The organism is Aquabacterium parvum (genome assembly GCF_001447195.1).
GTDB lineage: Bacteria > Pseudomonadota > Gammaproteobacteria > Burkholderiales > Burkholderiaceae_C > Aquabacterium > Aquabacterium parvum.
The window spans coordinates 1-16,658 of sequence record NZ_LFRI01000324.1 but is presented as its reverse complement, the minus strand read 5'-3'; the positions used below and the strand labels follow the sequence as shown (position 1 = coordinate 16,658).

General features: G+C 65.3%; 15 protein-coding genes. 4 read left to right on the top strand and 11 right to left on the bottom strand.

Features of this window, described 5'->3' with window-relative positions:
- Position 1: 1 nt before the first annotated feature.
- From ABG80_RS10945 to ABG80_RS10935, 3 genes are read left to right on the top strand one after another with little or no spacing between them, the layout of a single operon-like run.
- On the top strand, positions 2 to 736 hold the full coding sequence (locus tag ABG80_RS10945; RefSeq protein WP_058087701.1) for a molybdate ABC transporter permease subunit: 735 nt from the start codon (positions 2 to 4) through the stop codon (positions 734 to 736).
- Positions 733 to 1,920, top strand: a complete 1,188-nt coding sequence (locus ABG80_RS10940) for an ATP-binding cassette domain-containing protein (protein WP_058087700.1) — start codon at positions 733 to 735, stop codon at positions 1,918 to 1,920. The genes ABG80_RS10945 and ABG80_RS10940 overlap by 4 nt, the downstream gene beginning before the upstream one ends.
- Before the next feature lie 44 nt (positions 1,921 to 1,964).
- The gene (locus tag ABG80_RS10935) at positions 1,965 to 2,594 is read left to right on the top strand and encodes an MOSC domain-containing protein (RefSeq protein ID WP_058087699.1); all 630 of its coding nucleotides are present in this window, start codon (positions 1,965 to 1,967) and stop codon (positions 2,592 to 2,594) included.
- A 21-nt stretch (positions 2,595 to 2,615) separates the two neighbouring features.
- On the opposite strand, the gene ABG80_RS10930 is transcribed toward ABG80_RS10935, so the two are convergent.
- From ABG80_RS10930 to ABG80_RS10920, 3 genes are all read right to left on the bottom strand, one after another.
- Positions 2,616 to 2,948: a hypothetical protein gene (locus tag ABG80_RS10930; RefSeq protein WP_058087698.1), complete on the bottom strand. Its 333-nt coding sequence runs from the start codon at positions 2,946 to 2,948 to the stop codon at positions 2,616 to 2,618.
- Between the two features lie 32 nt (positions 2,949 to 2,980).
- The gene (locus tag ABG80_RS10925; protein WP_058087697.1) at positions 2,981 to 3,934 is read right to left on the bottom strand and encodes a 5'-nucleotidase; all 954 of its coding nucleotides are present in this window, start codon (positions 3,932 to 3,934) and stop codon (positions 2,981 to 2,983) included.
- 62 nt (positions 3,935 to 3,996) lie between these two features.
- A complete protein-coding gene (locus ABG80_RS10920; RefSeq protein ID WP_083506014.1) occupies positions 3,997 to 5,028 on the bottom strand; it encodes an AAA family ATPase in 1,032 nt (343 codons plus the stop codon).
- Between the two features lie 197 nt (positions 5,029 to 5,225).
- Between ABG80_RS10920 and ABG80_RS10915 the strand changes: the two genes are divergently transcribed.
- The gene (locus ABG80_RS10915; protein WP_058087696.1) at positions 5,226 to 7,622 is read left to right on the top strand and encodes an ATP-binding response regulator; all 2,397 of its coding nucleotides are present in this window, start codon (positions 5,226 to 5,228) and stop codon (positions 7,620 to 7,622) included.
- A 24-nt stretch (positions 7,623 to 7,646) separates the two neighbouring features.
- On the opposite strand, the gene ABG80_RS10910 is transcribed toward ABG80_RS10915, so the two are convergent.
- The 8 genes from ABG80_RS10910 to ABG80_RS10870 all read right to left on the bottom strand — a co-directional run bounded on the left by ABG80_RS10910 (position 7,647) and on the right by ABG80_RS10870 (position 16,558).
- The gene (locus ABG80_RS10910) at positions 7,647 to 8,336 is read right to left on the bottom strand and encodes a LuxR C-terminal-related transcriptional regulator (RefSeq protein WP_058087695.1); all 690 of its coding nucleotides are present in this window, start codon (positions 8,334 to 8,336) and stop codon (positions 7,647 to 7,649) included.
- Between the two features lie 219 nt (positions 8,337 to 8,555).
- Positions 8,556 to 8,987 (bottom strand): hypothetical protein, encoded by a 432-nt coding sequence (locus tag ABG80_RS10905; RefSeq protein ID WP_058087694.1) that lies wholly within the window; start codon positions 8,985 to 8,987, stop codon positions 8,556 to 8,558.
- A gap of 7 nt (positions 8,988 to 8,994) precedes the next feature.
- Positions 8,995 to 10,287 carry a hypothetical protein gene (locus ABG80_RS21970; RefSeq protein ID WP_160322526.1) on the bottom strand — a complete coding sequence of 431 codons (1,293 nt, stop codon included), beginning with the start codon at positions 10,285 to 10,287 and terminating at the stop codon, positions 8,995 to 8,997.
- Between the two features lie 44 nt (positions 10,288 to 10,331).
- On the bottom strand, positions 10,332 to 12,188 hold the full coding sequence (locus tag ABG80_RS23965) for a phospholipase D-like domain-containing protein (RefSeq protein WP_058087692.1): 1,857 nt from the start codon (positions 12,186 to 12,188) through the stop codon (positions 10,332 to 10,334).
- Positions 12,189 to 12,326: 138 nt separating this feature from the next.
- Positions 12,327 to 13,589 (bottom strand): hypothetical protein, encoded by a 1,263-nt coding sequence (locus ABG80_RS23500; RefSeq protein ID WP_152987587.1) that lies wholly within the window; start codon positions 13,587 to 13,589, stop codon positions 12,327 to 12,329.
- A gap of 68 nt (positions 13,590 to 13,657) precedes the next feature.
- Complete coding sequence (locus tag ABG80_RS23960; protein WP_058087690.1) at positions 13,658 to 14,845, bottom strand: phospholipase D-like domain-containing protein; 1,188 nt, start codon at positions 14,843 to 14,845, stop codon at positions 13,658 to 13,660.
- Between the two features lie 46 nt (positions 14,846 to 14,891).
- Entirely contained in the window at positions 14,892 to 16,247 is a 1,356-nt protein-coding gene (locus ABG80_RS21965; protein ID WP_152987586.1) for a hypothetical protein, read from the bottom strand.
- Complete coding sequence (locus ABG80_RS10870) at positions 16,244 to 16,558, bottom strand: hypothetical protein (RefSeq protein ID WP_235513826.1); 315 nt, start codon at positions 16,556 to 16,558, stop codon at positions 16,244 to 16,246. Before ABG80_RS10870 ends, ABG80_RS21965 begins: the two co-directional genes overlap by 4 nt.
- Positions 16,559 to 16,658: the final 100 nt, after the last annotated feature.

Below are 16,658 nucleotides of genomic sequence, written 5' to 3'. Positions count from 1 at the left end.
GATGTCGCCCGCCGCCCTGTCCGCGATGTGGATGAGCCTGCAGCTGGCCGCGCTCACCTTGCTCATCGCCACCCCTCTGTCGATCACCCTGGCGTGGTGGATGGCCCGCGTGAAGTGGCGCGGCAAGGTGCTGCTCGACGCCTTCATCCTGCTGCCGCTGGGCCTGCCGCCGGCCGTCATCGGCTTCTGGTTGACGACCGGCCTGGGCGAGCAAGGCGCGTTGGGCCGCTGGCTGCGCCAGGACCTGGGCCTGGCCGTGGCCCTGTACCCCACGGGGGCCGTGCTGGCCGCTTGCATCATGACGGTGCCGATGATGACGCGCATGCTGCGCCCCGTCTTCGAGGCGCACGACCCGATGCTGCTGCCCGTGGCCCGCACCCTGGGCGCCAGCGACTGGCACGCCTGGCGCACCGTTGCATTGCCTTTGACGCTGCCGGCGATCGGCTCGGCGATGGCGCTGGGCTTCGCGGCCGCCTGGGGCGAGTCCGGGGCCGTGCTGGTGCTGGCCGCCGGGCAAGCCAGTGGCACAGCCGGTGCCGAAGACCCGACCGTGCCCCTGGCCTTGTGGCAGGCCCTGGCCTCGCCTGGCCGACCGCAGGCATTGGCCTGGGAGGTGGCGGCGCTGTCCCTGGGTGTGGCCGCCATCGCGATCCTGCTCAGCGAGCTGCTGCGCTGGCAGTGGCAACACCGCTGGCAAGGCAGCGCGCGCATGGACTGGCGAGGGGAGCGCCCATGAGCGGCGACAGCCCTTCGCGCCTGCCGCGCAGCCTGAGCGTCGACCTGCACGTGCGCCAGCCCGGGCTGGAGGTGCAGGCACAGCTGCGCGCCCTGCCGGGTCGCGTCAGTGCCCTGGTCGGGCGGGTCGAGAACGGTCAGCGGGCCATCCTCGAAGGCGTGGCGGGCCTGCGTCCGGTCATCGCCGGGCGCGTGGCCCTGGGTGCCGACGCCTTGTTCGAATCCCGGCGCGGCCTGAACCTGCCGCCACACCAGCGCAGGCTGGGGTGGCTGGACGCCGAGGCCCACCTCTTCCCGCACCTGACGATCGAGCGCAACCTCGCTTACGGGGCCCGGGCGCAGGGCCCGCGCATGAAGGTCGCGCCAGGGCTCGACGTGCCTTCGCTGGTGAAGTGGCTCGACCTCAGCGCCATGATGGACCGCCGCCCCCACGAGCTCAACGCCTCGCAGCGCGTGCGCGCCGCGCTGGGCCGGGCCCTGGCCGCCGACCCGCAGGGCCTGCTCATGGACGACCCACTCGGCCGCGTGCACGACCCGGAGCGCCCCGAGCTGCTGGAGTTGCTCGCGCAGGTCGCGCATCGCTTCCACCTGCCTGTGCTGATGGCCACGCCACGCATGGAAGAGGTCGTGCGCATGGCAGATGACGTGGTCATCCTGCACGACGGGCGCATGGCGGGCGCCGGACCGATTGCCCAGGTGCTGTCCGACGTGTCGCTGTCGACCTTCCTGGAGGGCTTTCACGCCGGCAGCATCCTCGAAGGTGCGGTCACCCGGCACGACATCGAGTGGGTGGTCAGCGAGGTCGACATCTGCGGGCAATGCGTGACGGTGCCGGCCACGCTGCACCCCGTCGGCACCCGCGTGCGCCTGAAGGTGCGCGCCCGCGACGTGAGCCTGCACCGCGAGGTGCCCACCGACAGCAGCAGCACCAACGTGCTGCGCGGGCGCATCACCCAGGTGATGCTGGCCGGGCACAGCGGTACCTATGGCGCCGTGGGCGTGGAGCTTGCACGCGAACTCGACGAGCGGCTGGAGCTCAAGGCCGGGGCGCAGATCTGGGGCCTGGTCACGCGGCAAGCCATCGAGCAGATGAACTGGCAGCCGGGCGAGCCTTGCGTGGTCGGCTTCAACGCGATGTCGGCTCAGGTCACGCCCCTGCCCTGGACCTCGTCGAAGCGGGGCTGAGCAGGGCCTTGGCGCCCGGGGTATCTGGGGTATCGTTTGAGCCCATGAGCACCGTCAACCTTTCCTCCAAGCCCGCCCGCAGGGTGCTGTCCGTCAACGTGGCGCAGGCCAGCCACGTCGACATCCAGGGGCGTCGCATCCTGACGGCCATCGGCAAACAGCCGGTGAGCACCGAAGCCCGGCCCGAGCGCATCGAAGTCAAGGCACTGGGCCTGGTGGGCGACGAGCAGGCCGACCTCAGCGTTCACGGCGGCCTGAGCAAGGCGGTCTACGCCTACCCGATCGAGCACTACGCCTTCTGGCAGACGGTGCGCGCACAAGCCGGTTTGCAGGCCTGGGGCGAGTCGCTGCCTGCAGGCTCGCTGGGCGAGAACCTGACGCTGTCGGGCCTGCTGGAAGAGGACGCCCACATCGGTGACGTGCTGCGCTTTGCGGATTGCGCGCTGGCGATCAGCGAGCCGCGGCGCCCCTGCTTCAAGCTGGAAGCCAAACTGGGCTTCAAGCACGCGATCAAGATGATGGCGCAGTCGGGCTTTTGCGGCTTTTACCTGGCCGTGCGCACGCCTGGCACCATCGCTGCTGGCGAGGGCTACGAGCTGATCCCGGGCCCGCGCGAGGTCAGCATCCGCGAGCTGTTCCGAGCCAAGATGCAGAAAGAGGCGAAGGCCGATTGACCGTTTGGTCCATGGGCCCACTCACTCGTCGTCGCTCCAGTTGGCGACCTGGCGTTTGAGCGCATCGAACCACTTGCGCACGGCGTCGCGGCTGTCGAGCTGCTGACGCACCCACTCGGGACGCTGCAAGGGGCGCTTGACGACGGCCGCAGCCAGGGCTGGCTTGAGCGCCTCGGCGGTCACGGCCGCCACTTGCAGCTCGGCCACCACCACGCCCTTGAGCGCGAAGCGGTGCGGCGTGCTGCCAGGCTGCTCCTGCAGCTTCAGCTCCTTGAGCTGACGGCGCAGTTGCACCAGGGCCTCGTCCGCCTTGAAGGGCGGCAGCGCGAAGAAATCACCCAGTTCGTCGCTCATGTCAGGCTCCTGTTGGGTCCGGGATGTGGCGCTCAGCCCCGCTCGGGGGTGTCGGCGTTCTGCAGGTTGGCGACCCCGGCGGCCACGTGCCCGGCCGGCACATGCGGCGCAGCGTTGTTGACGTGGCCGGTCTGGTCGTCGAAGAAAAAATCGGGCTCGAACTCGCGCAGGAACTCGCCCTTGGGCAGGCCGCCCAGGAACATGGCCTCGTCGACCTCGATGCCCCAGTCCATGAGGGTGCGGATGGCGCGTTCGTGCGCCGGCGCGCCCCGCGCCGTCACCAGCGCGGTGCGGATGCGCATGCGGGAGGCCCCCGGCTGTTCGATGGCGCTGCGCAGGTCGTGCAGGGCCTGCAGCAGCGGCCGAAACGGCCCGTCGGGCAGGGGCTTGCGCGCGCGGCTGACCTCGTGGTCCTGGAAAGCGCCCAAGCCGCCCTGCTGGAAGATGCGCTCGGCCTCGTCGGAGAACAGCACGGCGTCGCCGTCGAAAGCGATGCGCACTTCATCGGGGTGGGCATCGCCCGCGCGGGCCGCATGCGGCAGCACGCGCGCAGCCGGCACGCCAGCGGTCAGGGCCTGGCGCACGTCGGCCTCGTTGGCCGAGAGGAACAGGTGCGCCTGCAGCGGCTTGAGGTAGCGCCAGGGGCTGCGCCCGCGTGTGAACACGCCGCGCTCGATCTCCAGCCCGTGGTGCGACACCGAGCGGAACACGCGCAGGCCCGATGCCGGGTCGTTGCGAGAGAGGATCACCACCTCGACGCGGGCGTCGGCCGGCGTGTCAGCCGACTGGGGCGTGTTGAAGGCCAGCAGCTTGCGCACCAGGGAGAAAGCCACGCCAGGCTTGGCGGGCACCTCGATGCGACCGAGTTGCAGGTCCATGTAGGCGCGGTCACTCGCGCCTTCGAACAGGCGGTTCTCTTCTTCGAAGTCGAAGAGCGCGCGCGAGGAAATGGCCACCACCAGGCGGCCGTCGAGGCTGGCAGGCATGGGCCCGAGTATGGCGCATGCCAGGTCCGGTGGCAGGTCACCGCGTGGCGCCCCCCCGCTGCTCACTGCATGAAGCCGATGGGCGATCGCCTGGGCACGCCATCGGGCAGGTCGCGCGGCTCCAGCGTGAAGCGACCATCGAGCTTGGCGTTGCCAAAGGCCGTCATGAGCGCGCGCCGCATCTCGCGGGGTGCCAGCTTGGCCATCGCCGCCAGCACCTCGTCGGACAGCTCGGCGTCGAAACGCTGGCCCCAGTCGTGGTCGGCGCGGATGCCGCGGTAGAGCTTGGCAGCGATCTTGCGGGCAGCCTCTTCATCCGGCATCTCGATCTCGAAGACGTTGACGCGGTTGAGGATGGGGTCGGGGATGGACCGAATGTCGTTGGCCGTGGCCACCCAGATCACCTGGCTGGCGTCGATGGCCACCTCGGCGAACTCGTCGGTGAAGCTGCCAGCGGTGTCGTGCTCCAGCAGGCTGTAGAGCGAGCCCAGCGGGTCGTAGGCGTGCTCGCCACCGGACTTGTCGATCTCGTCGACCACCATCACGGGGTTGGCGTACTGGCCGTCCACCAAGGTCTCGAAGACCTTGCCGGGGCGCGCGCCCTTCCATTGCGAACTGGCGCCCGAGAGCACCCAGCCAGCGGTCATCGAGCTCATCGATATGAAGCCCATGCCCGTGCCCAGCAGCTGCGCCACCTCGCGTGCGAAGTGGGTTTTGCCCACGCCCGGCGGGCCGAGCAACAGCATGGGCGTGAGTTCAAGTGCGTCGCGGCTGTCGCTGCACAGCGCGAGCTGGCGCTTGAGGTCGTCGAGCACCTCGTGGAAATTGGGCAGCTCGTCGTAGAGGTGGTCCATCGCGGGCAGGCCGGAGGGCTTGACCTGGAAGCGCTCGGGGCCTTTTTCAAGCATGCGCTCGTAGGTGGCGCGAAGGGCTTCGTGGTCGCGGGCAGGCAGCTTGCCCAGCCGCCGCTCGACCTCATCGAGCCGGTAGACATGGCGCATGTGCGCGATCGGGATGCGCCCCGGGTGGCGCGACCCCCACTTGCCTTCCACGGTGTCCCGGGCAACCGGGACAAGATCGGTGCAGCCACTCATGTCAGCCCTCCAGATCAAACCAGACCCTGCGTTCAAGCATTGCAGCAAACGTGCCCGGTGTTGAGCCCCGAAACAAGGGGCGCAGCCCATGTCATATCACTGCATCCGGCTGCGTCACAGCGGGAAGCCCCGCAAAGGGCTCGCTGGCGGGGCGCGAAGTGCGCACAATGGCGCACCGCGCGCCCTTGATCCACCCCATGAAGCCTGTGCTGCCGACACTCCTGCGTTCCCTGACCCAGAGCTGGGTGGGAGGGCTGTGGCTGCTGGCGCTGGCGTTGCTGGCCTTCTTCTGGCTGCAACCGCCACCACCGGCCGACGCCAGCGGCGTGCGCTGGCTGTCGGCCCAGCGCCTGTGGATGCACGACGTCAGCGGCGCGGTGCTGGCCGACCAGCCTGTGGCAGTGAGCCTGCCCGACAGCTGGAAGCCCGCCGGGCTGCAAGCGGCAGGCATCGGCCGCTACCGCCTGAACTTCGAGGTCAACGACGAGGTGGTCCAAAGCGCCAGGAGCTCCCCCTGGTCCCTGCGCATCGACTACCTGAACTATGTGCACAGCATCTGGCTCAATGGCGAGCTGCTGCAGAGCACGCTGCCCCGCCCAGGCTGGCTGGGCCTGCCAGGCCCCTCGCTCATCGACGTGCCGGGCCTCCTGCTCAACGCTGGCCACAACTCGCTGGAAATCGAAATCCAGGCCGTGCAACAAGGCGGCATGTCGCCTGCCGCCCTGGCGCCCAAGGCCGCCTTGCTGCACGACCACGTGATGCTGCGCTTTCTCACGCGCGACGGACTCGTGGTGCTCAACCTGATCTGGATCGCCTTCTCGATGTTCGTGGTGCTGCTGTGGTGGATGCGGCGCCAGGAAGCGGCTGCCGGCCTCTTCGGCCTGCTGGTGCTGGTGGGCGGCCTGCGCAACTGCCGCTACTTCATCACCGAAGACCTCGGCCTGTCGGTCGGTGCAGAGTCGTGGCTTTACTTCCTGGCCCACGTGCTCACGGCGTGCCTGCAGGGCTGGTTCGTGATGGCGCTGGTCGGTCGGCACTTGAACTGGTTCCACCGGGCCTTGTGGGTGGTGGCGCTCGGGTTCCCCGTGCTGGGCCTGCTCGCCCTGCCGTTCGACCCCGACCTGCGCTTCACACGGGGCTACCTGCAAGGCGCGCTGATCCTCACGCTGGCGCCCTCGATCTGGCTGATGGGTCAATGGGTGCTGCGCGAGGGGCTGCGCTCGTCGATGCACACCGGGCTGGCCGTGGGTTGGGCCGCCTTGCTGGTGGCCGGGGTGCACGACTTCATCTTCGGTCGCGTCATCGGCCTGGTCAACTTCAACCACTGGATGGGCTGGATGATCCCGCTGGCCTCGCCCTCATTCGTGCAGATGGTGGTCCAACGCGTGGTCAAAGCCTTCGACGACATCGAGGAGGCGAACCAGCAGCTCGAACACAAGGTGGCCGAACGCACCCGAGAGCTGGCAGCGGCCAACGCCGCCAAGAGCCATTTCCTGGCCTCGGCGAGCCACGACCTGCGTCAGCCGGTGGCGGCCATCGGCCTGATCACCGACCTGCTGCGCGTGCAGGTGACCGACCCGATGGTGCGCAACCTCGCCGACCGGCTGACCCGCGCCGTGCGCTCGATGGAGAGCCTGCTCAAAGGCCTGCTGGACCTGTCTCGGCTGGACTCTGGCACCGTCGAAGTGCAACGCCGACGCGTGCACCTGCAAACGCTGCTCGAGGCCGTTGCCTCGCACGAAGCCGAGGCCGCGCGCCAGAAGAACCTCCAGCTGCGCGTGCGCCGCACTAAGGCCATCGCCTGGACCGACCCGGTGCTGCTCGAGCAGGTGTTGCGCAACCTCGTGGGCAACGCCATCCGTCACACACAGCAAGGCGGGGTGCTGGTGAGCGTGCGCCGCCGTGGCCAAGCGAGCTCGCCTGGCCAGGCGCCGGGGCATTCGTGGGAGGTGCAGGTCTGGGACACCGGCCCCGGCATTCGACCCGAGGACCAGCCTCGCATCTTCGAAGCCTTTGTTCAGCTGGGCAACCCCGGCCGCGAGCGCTCACAGGGCCTGGGCCTTGGGCTGGCGATCGTGCAGAGGGCGGCACAACTGCTGGAACACCCGCTGCGCGTGCAGTCCCGGGTGGGGCGCGGCTCGTGCTTCGCGATCACGCTGCCCGGCACCACACAGGCTGTGGAAACCGCCACCACAACAACACAGAGCCCCATGCCCGATCGGCTCCAAGGCATGCGGGTGCTGGTGATCGAAGACGACGAGGCGCTGGGGGAGAGCCTGGTGCTGTGGCTGCGCAACTGGGGGCTCGATGCCGTGGTGGGCCACAGCCTGGGGTGGGTCCGCGCTCAAGCGCCACAACATTGGGACATGGTGGTGTCAGACCACCGCCTGCCAGATGGCAGCGGCCGAGATGTCATCTCTCACCTGCGCCAGCATCAGCCGAGCTTGCCGGCGCTGATCATCACCGGCGACACCTCGCCGCAACAACTGGCCGAGCTGGCAGCCAGCGGCCTGCCGGTGCTGCACAAGCCGTTCAGGGCACAAGACCTGCGCACGATGCTCGCGCAGGGCATGGGGCGTCAGGGACCGGCTTGACGGACAAGAGCCGAAACGCGGAGATCAGCTCGCCCGCCCCAGCGTGACGCCGGCACGTGCCACGGCCACCACCGCCTGGGTGCGGCTGCTGACCTTGAGCTTGCGAAAGATCGCCGAGAGGTGCGTCTTGACCGTCGATTCGGACAGCGACAGCACGCGGCAGATCTCCTTGTTGGGCTTGCCCTCGACGAGCAGGCGCAGCACATCGAGTTGACGCCCCGACAGCCCCAAGGTGGCGTCCGGGCCCACGGGCTCATCCCGCTGGCCGTCGTCGTCCGTCCTCGCAGGCTCGACCTCGACCACGGCGTCGGTGGGCAGGGGTGGCAGGTAAACGCCACCGGAGAGAACGCGGCGCAACGCTTCCTGCATCACCGTGGCTTCGACCGTCTTGGGGATGAAGCCGGAGGCGCCCTGGTCGATGGCCGCCACGATGGTGCCTGGGCGGTCGTCGGCCGACAGCACCACCACGGGCAGCTGCGGCGCCAGTTCGCGCCATTCGGTGAGCGTGCCCAGTCCTTGGCGATCGGCCAGGCCCAGGTCGAGCAGCACCAGGCCCACATCGGGGTGCGCCTCCAGCATCACCAGGGCTTCGCGCAAGCTGCCAGCTTCGAGCACCTCGGCACCGCCGTGGTCGGCCAGGTCGAGGCGATGCTGGATGAGCAGGCTCAGCCCATCGCGGAACAGGGGGTGGTCGTCGATCAGGAGCAACTTCATGGCTTCGATCGTACGCGATTCAAACTGATACAAATGGATGAATCGCGCCACGCCGAACACACCCAGCTGCGGGGGAGCGGTTTCGCGTCACGTCCCGCATCGTGACGGATACCGCTGGCCGCACAAAACCGAACCGGACAGAAATGCCCAGGCCTGAGGCAAGGCATCACTTCACGAATATCGTGCGACACCAACGGGCTCGGGCAGGCTTCGCAAACGTCAGCGAAACGCTGTGTCAAAGATGGATGCCCCCCAATCGCACACCAAACGCATGACCTGATCGGAGTTGCCCGAAGCACGCCGCCGTGCGTGCATGCGCAGCAGCCCTGCAGAGGTTTGCAGGCTGTACACACTGGGCGCCGTGGCAGTTGGCAAATCCAGCCACCAACGAGCGCGTGCATGCCATTCGCTCAGGTCGTCACGACAATCCAAGGACACTGGCGCGCCATGGTTCAACATCGAGCCGTGACATTCGACATCCAGCCCCGGCAGCCAATCCTGCAGCAACACCGCTCGCCCGTCGAGCAACGCCGAGCACGCCAGCCCCAACATGGCCTGCCGACCCCACTCGGCCGTGTCCATGGCGCCTTCAAGGCGCAGCACGGCACCCTCTTCGATCAGGATGCGAACTTCGTCGGGGCCTTGTTGCATCTGACGCTCAAGGCTTGGCTGCGGTGGATGGCGCAGGCACCCCCGCCACGCTCGCCGCCACCGCATCGGCAGGCCGCAAGCTGGACAGCACCAGTCTGAAGTAGGCCAGGCCCTGATCGAACGGCGGTGGCTGGATGCCCCGGATGCCGGGGCGCGCAGGCTTGAAGGGCACCATCTCGAAGCGCTGCTTGGACGGGTTCCATTGCCTGGTTGGCTTGGGATAGGGCTCCTTGTCCGGCAGCATGGCGGCCATGCGGATGGTCATGGCGGGCATGTCGGGCCGGCCTTGAACGCCCAGCACATCGGCCTGCATTTCGTAGGCGGCGCCCGGGCCACCGCCGTTGGGGTCCAGCCCACCGTCGTGGTGGTACTCGCGCGCCAGCAGGCGGCCAGGCTGGCCGGCAATCGCCACCGGCTCAGGCCCCACTGTTTGCTTGATGCCCATCAGGTTGGCCAACAACAAGATGCCCTCCATGCCCTTGAGCGACTTGATGTCGTCCATGGAGACGTGATTGGGGTCGGGCAGGTCTTTGATGTCCTTGGGGGCGTTGTCGTCGGGCGTCTTCACGCGCACGAAGAACACCAGGCTGGGGTACTTCAGGCTGCGAAGTGGCACCTCGACATCGAATCTGGGCATGGGCTCGCCAGCTTGCTGGCGGAACAGGCCGAAGGGGGTGCACACGCCGGGTTCGGTGGGAAGCTCTTCGGGGGCGCGGGCGCGGTAAAGGTTGGTGCGCAGGTGTTTGTAAAACGCTTGTAGATCAGCGTCGGTGTAGTCTTCTTTTGGCTTCCCGGCAAAACCGAGACCCCAGTCGTTCATCCTCATTCCGCCGTCAAACAGGCGAATGCGTTGATCTTTCAGGTCCAGATAGCCGATGTCGTATGAACCATATGTACGGAAAGCATAGGCATTGGTTTCGCCAACGATGACTTCACGAGCGTATTGCTTGTATCTTTCTCGCTCTTCTGGAGACAGGTTCAGCGTCGGCTCGATGATGTTCCTGAAATTGGCTATGCCTTTAATGGATTGCAGGTTTTTAAAGGTCGCGGGGGCGGTCTCTTGTATCTGGAGATTGGCTACCCAGGGACGCGCTGACGCCGCCCCAAGAAACTTGTGGTCGAACCCATAGCCGCTGTTGTGCTCCATGCCCGAGTCAGCCACCTCAATCTTCTCGGGCAAATCAACCAGAGCGGTGCCGAGGCACACACTGCTCCAACCTGACTGCTTCGCGTATGGGGCCGCTTTGTTGGCGTTGCTTTGGCCGCATGCAGTCATGCTGATCAACATCAGCGTGGTCAATGCCCATCGTGCCGTGGGGCGAAGGTAGGACGGCGCTTTTGTCATCATCCAATTTGCTCCTGCGTGTCGTTGCGCGATGCTTGCGCATGGTAGGTGCCTTCGGCGGGCACCTGTGTGAGCAGGACCTTATTCATGTCCGGGTGGTTGTTTTCGCCTCGAGTCCAGTCAATCGGCAGGGCCGTGAAGAAGCCTTGGATGCCTTGAGGTACTGCTTTGGGTGCAGGCGCCTTCCAAAACGCCTCGGAAAAGGGCATTTGTTTCGCGTACTCTTGAATGCCCAGAGAAGGTGAATCTTTGTCCCTGTTGACCATAGGCCATATCGACGCCTTGATTCTTTCGGGTGCCCCACTCTGTTGACTTCTCGGCACATGCGCAAACGCTTGTTCATACGCTGCCTGATTGGCCGTGGCGATCTGCTGGATGAGCTTGATCGCCTGCGGCGTGGCAGGCTGCTCCATCAGGGCGGCCAGGGCTGAAGCCGGCTTGACCACCGCGTTGCCGTTGCCCGCCAGGGCCAGGTGCTTGCGCCCCAGGTCAACCCGCAACTGGTGCCCAAACGTGCACACCTTGGTGGCGCAGCCGTGCGTCATCGACTCGCGCAGGGCGGTGTCGTTGACGAACACGGCCAGCTCGCTGTCGCGGTCGCCGTTGAGGCTGCGGTCGTTGATGTTGGCGCTGCCGATCACCACCTCGGCGTCGTCCACGATCAGCAGCTTGCTGTGCACGTAGATCTGTTCCGTGCGCAGCTTGCCGCCAACCACCTCACAGTTGCGCAGGTTCAGCAGCGTGAGGTAAGGCGCCCATTCGGCGGCCGTGATCTGCTCGTAAGGACGCAGCCCGGGTTCACCTTCTCGCACCTTTTGCAGCATCGCCTGCCACAACTCACGGCGAATCACCTCCTTGCCCGCCAGCAACTTTTTGGCCGCGATCGCGCAGCGCACGCGGTTGACCAGGCTGTGGCTGCCGTAGACCAGGCTTTGCATGGTCCAGTGGATCTGGCCGATGATGGCCAGGTCATCGAGCCGGCCCTCGGGGTGAACGGGCAAGACCACGAAGGCGTGGAAGGGGAAGTCGTTGCGCACCGCGTGCTCGATGCGTTGGCCCAGCGCCCAGCAAATCTGGTTCTGCGGCAGCTTGTCGCCTTGGGCGTTCTTGCCGATGAGCGTCAAAGCTGACTTGATGCGCGCCCCGCTTTGCGACAGCAGGTGCTTGAGGGCGGCGGATTGCAGGTCTTGGCCTTCCTTGGAGGCCGGGTTGATCGAGGGCACCCCGAACCGACTCTGAAAAAACTGACTCTCGATGTAGACAAAGTGCGTGGCGCCCAAGATGAGCCGCACCATCACGTCGTGGATGTCGTGCTGAACGACCTGCGGGGCGGGCAATTGCGGCATGGCTGCGCGTTCTTGTTGTTGCAGCTTCAGCGATGCGCTGCGCAGCACGCGCACCTTGGCCGAGCCAGGTCCCTTGGCGGTGTAGGCCGGCTCTTGGGGCACCAGGCTGTCAGGCACGCGCACCTTGCTGCGCAAATCGGCGTCACCCGCCAGGTAGCTGTGTTGCAGGCTGTTCCAGCGGCGGATGAAGTTCATGGCCGCGTCATAGACAGCAGGGCCCTCCATGCGCATGTGCACGTCCTGCCAGGGCTGGCGCGGCTGGTCGTCGGCCAGGATGGCGCCGCCTGCAGGTGCGCTTTGCACCTGTGGCTTGAACAGGTCGCCGTGGGCGCGCTGGCCGCGCCAGGCTGCTTCCAGCAGGCTGCGGTAGCTCAGCTTCATGAACTCGCCGATGGCTTGCAGCGGCTGTGTGACATCGGCGGGTGTGAGCTTGCCCGCGCGCACGCGCTGCAAGACCTGCACTTCGGCCAGAAGCCGCGCCTGATCCAGCCGCTCGGGCACCGGGCGCATCAGGGCCTCTACAGGCCGCATCAGCCAGTCGGGCGGCGGCTCCGTGTTTTGTTGGGCGACTCGCGCAGCATGATGCCAAGGTCGCCCGTGTGCAACGGCATCTTGGGCAACATTCATGGCATCACGTAGATGTGCAAGTCAAGGCTGGGGGGGCTTGGCGGTCGTATCTGCGGCAGCCTGCGCAGCCACACCGGCCAGCACCGCATCGGCAGGCCGCACGCTGGCCAGCACTTGGCGGAAGTAAGCCAGGCCCTCTTCAAACGGTGGTGGCTGGATGCCACGGATGCCAGGGCGCGCGGGCTTGAAGGGCACCATCTCGAAACGCTGCTTGGTCGAATTCCACTGCTTGGTGGGCGGGGGGTAGGGTTCTTTGTCAGGCAGCATGGCGGCCATGCGGATGGTCATGGCGGGCATGTCGGGGCGGCCTTGCACACCCACCACATCGGCCTGCATTTCGTAGGCGGCACCGGGGCCGCCGCCGTTGTGGGCCAGCCCGCCATCGTGGTGGTACTCACGGGCCAGCAGGCGGCCTGGTTGGCCAGCAATGGCCACAGGCTCGGGGCCCACGGCCTGCTTGATGCCAGCCAGGTTGGCCAGCAGCAAGATGCCTTCCATGCCCTTGAGCGACTTGAGGTCGTCCAAGGTGACGCTGTTGGGATCGGGCAGGTCTTTGATGTTCTTGGGAGCGCCCTCATGGGGTGTCTGCACGCGCACGAAGAAGACCAGGCTGGGGTGCTTCAGACTGCGAAGTGGTACCTCGACATTGAACCTGGGTATCGGCTGGCCTTCAAGCTGGCGGAAGAGCCCGAAAGGAGTGCATACGCCGGGTTCGGTGGGCAGCTCTTCAGGGGCGCGGGCTCGGTAGAACTTGGTGCGCAGGTGTTGGTAGAAGGCTTGGTGCTCGGTGACGGTGTATACCTCTTTGGGCTTGTCGCCCGGCACCCCGCCATCAAACAGGCGGATGCGCTGGTCAGCCGGATCAAGGTAGCCCAGATCGAACGCACCATACATCCTGAAGGCGTAAGCCTGCGGATCCTTCAAGGGCACTTCGCCCGTGTGCTTTTTGAACTTCTGAAGCTCTGGATCACTCTTGTCAGGCCAATGAATGATTCGACGGTCAATCAGCTTGAACTTTGCGCTGCCTTTGATGGATTGCAGATCTTTGAGGGTAGCTGGAGCGGTTTCTTGATATCCAATGTTGCCGACGCTCTGGTTGCCAGTTGCGGCCCCACGAAACTTTTCGTCAAATCCATAGCCGCTCTGATGGTCCATGCCCGAGTCGGCCACTTCGATCTGCTTGGGCAAATCGACCACTATGGTGCCCAGGCAGACGCTGCTCCAATCGGGTGACTTCACATAGGGCGCGGCCTTGTTTGCATTGCTTTGGCCGCAGGCGGTCATGCTCAACAAGGTCAGCAAAACGAGGGTCCATCGACCTGCGGGCCATAGGCTCAGGGGTGCTTGGGCCGTCATCCTGTTTGCTCCGACGTGTCGTTGTTCAAAGCGTGTGCATAGTGCAGGCTGTCGGTGGGCACTTGGGTAAGCAGGATTTTGTTCATGTCAGGATGGTTGTTCTCGCCCGCAGTCCAGTCGATGGGCAAGGCGGTGAAAAAGCCCTGAATGCCTTGTGGTGCAGCCTTTGGAGCTGCGGTCTTCCAAAAGGCTTCGGAGAATGGCATCTGGTGGGCGTAGGTTTGAATCTTGCTGAGTGCTACTTCAGGCTTCAGAGATCGATCGACCATGGGCCAGATTGAAGCTTCGCAATCTGGATTTCCCACCTGTCTATTCCGCGGCACATGCGCAAACGTCCGCTCATACGCCGCCTGATTGGCCTTGGCAATCTGCTGGATGAGCTTGACTGTCTGCGGCGTGGCAGGCTGCTCCATCAAGCCAGCCAGGGCTGAAGCAGGCTTGACCACCGCATTGTCATTGCCCGCCAGGGCCAGGTGCTTGCGCCACAAGTCGGTGCGCAACTGGTGCCCGAAGGCGCAGACCTTGGTGGGACAGCCATGCGTCATCGAATCGCGCCAGGCCGTGTCGTTGACGAACACGGCCAGCTCGCTGTCGCGGTCGCCATTGAGGCTGCGGTCGTTGATGTTGGCGCTGCCGATCACCACCTCGGCGTCATCCACGATCAGCAGCTTGCTGTGCACGTAGATCTGCTCGGTGCGCAGCTTGCCGCCCACCATCTCGCAATTGCGCAGGTTCAGCAGCGTCAGGTACGGGGCCCATTCTTCGGGCGTGATTTTTTCGTAGGGACGCTCTTTGGGTTTGCCCTCTCGCGCTTTCGCCAGCATGGCCTGCCACAACTCCATGCGGATCACCTTCTTGCCTGCCAGCATCTTCTTGGCCGCAATCGCGCAGCGCACGCGGTTGACCAGGCTGTGGCTGCCGTAGACCAGGCTTTGCATGGTCCAGTGGATCTGGCCGATGATGGCCAGGTCATCGAGCCGGCCCTCGGGGTGAACGGGCAAGACCACGAAGGCATGGAAGGGGAAGTTGCAGCGCACCGCGTGCTCGATGCGCTGGCCCAGCGCCCAGCAGATCTGGTTTTGCGGCAGCTTGTCGCCTTGGGCGTTCTTGCCGATGAGCGTCAAGGCTGACTTGATGCGCGCCCCGCTTTGCGACAGCAGGTGCTTGAGGGCAGCGGATGGCATCGCTTGTTTTGCAAGTGCCGCCTTCCGGATCATCTCGCCTCAGCCCTCAGGGAAGGGGGGCTGCCGCCGGCTTGGCCCCCGTGCCCGGCACAGCCGCCCCCGTCACGCTCGCCGCCACCGCATCGGCAGGCCGCAAGCTGGACAGCACCAGTCGGAAGTAGACCAAGCCCTGATCGAACGGCGGTGGCTGGATGCCCCGGATGCCGGGGCGTGCAGGTTTGAAGGGCACCATCTCGAAGCGCTGCTTGGACGGGTTCCATTGCCTGGTTGGCTTGGGATACGGCTCCTTGTCCGGCAGCATGGCGGCCATGCGGATGGTCATGGCGGGCATGTCGGGACGGCCTTGAACGCCCAGCACATCGGCCTGCATTTCGTAGGCGGCGCCCGGTCCGCCGCCGTTGGGGTCCAACCCACCGTCGTGGTGGTACTCGCGCGCCAGCAGGCGGCCGGGTTGGCCGGCGATTGCCAAAGGCTCAGGCCCCACGGTTTGCTTGATGCCCATCAGGTTGGCCAGCAGCAGCACACCCTCCATGCCCTTGAGCGATTTGATGTCGTCCATGGTCACGTGGTTGGAGTCGGGCAGGTCTTTGATGTCCTTGGGGGCGTTGTCGTCGGGCGTCTTCACGCGCACGAAGAACACCAGGCTGGGGTACTTCAGGCTGCGCAGCGGCACCTCGACATCGAATCTGGGCATCGGCTCGCCAGCTTGCTGGCGGAACAGACCGAAGGGGGTGCACACGCCGGGTTCGGTGGGTAACTCTTCGGGGGCGCGGGCGCGGTAGAGGTTGGTGCGCAGGTGTTGGTAGAAGGCTCGAATGTCGGCGTCGGTGAACGAGCGAAACATCCGCTCGTACTCTTCTTGATCAGTAAATACACGAAGCGCGCCAGAGAATGTCCTCAGCCTTTTATCTGAAGAATCCAAGTAACCAATGTCGTAAATACCATATTGCCGAAATGCGTAAGCATTTGGGTCACCAACATCCACCTCGCGCACATGCGCTTTGCGCTCTTCACGTTGCTCGGGGTCAAGGTTCAATCCGGGCTGAACGACAGACTTAAAATTGGCAGCTATCTTGAAGACACGCAGATTTTCAGCCGTCCCCAGGACGGTTTCTTGATATTCGATATTGCCCACTTTCTGATTGCCGGTTGCTGCGCCCCTAAGCGCTTCACCAAGGCTGTAACCCGTGTCATGCCGCAATGGCGATGCGCCCAAGTGAATTTTGTCGGGCAAGTCCACCAGGATGGTGCCCAGGCACACACTGTTCCAACCTGACTGCTTTGAGTAGGGGACCGCTTTGTTGGCGTTGCTTTGGCCGCATGCAGTCATGCTGATCAACATCAGCACTGCCAATGCCCATCGTGCGTTGGGTCGAAGGTAGGGCGGCGCTTTGGTCATCATCCAATTTGCTCCTGCGTGTCGTTGCGCAGTGCTTGCGCATGGTAGGTGCCTTGGGCGGGCACCTGTGTGAGCAGGACCTTGTTCATGTCCGGGTGGTTGTTTTCGCCGCGAGTCCAGTCGATCGGCAGGGCCGTGAAGAAACCTTGGATGCCTTGAGGTGCTGCTTTGGGTGCAGCAGCTTTCCAAAACGCCTCAGACACGGGCATTTGTTTCGCATACTCTTGAATGCCCAGGGATACGATCCGCCTCGTGCGTGCAGGTGAATGCCAGATCAAGGGACTGTCAGATTTTTTGTGTTTGAGGCTGAACACCGCCTTGGTCAGACGGAGGGTTGAAGAAATCTGTCCTCGTAAAGGATGGCGAATTGGTTCATTGCGGCCTTCCAGTCATGCGCCGCCCGCCCCCAGTCTG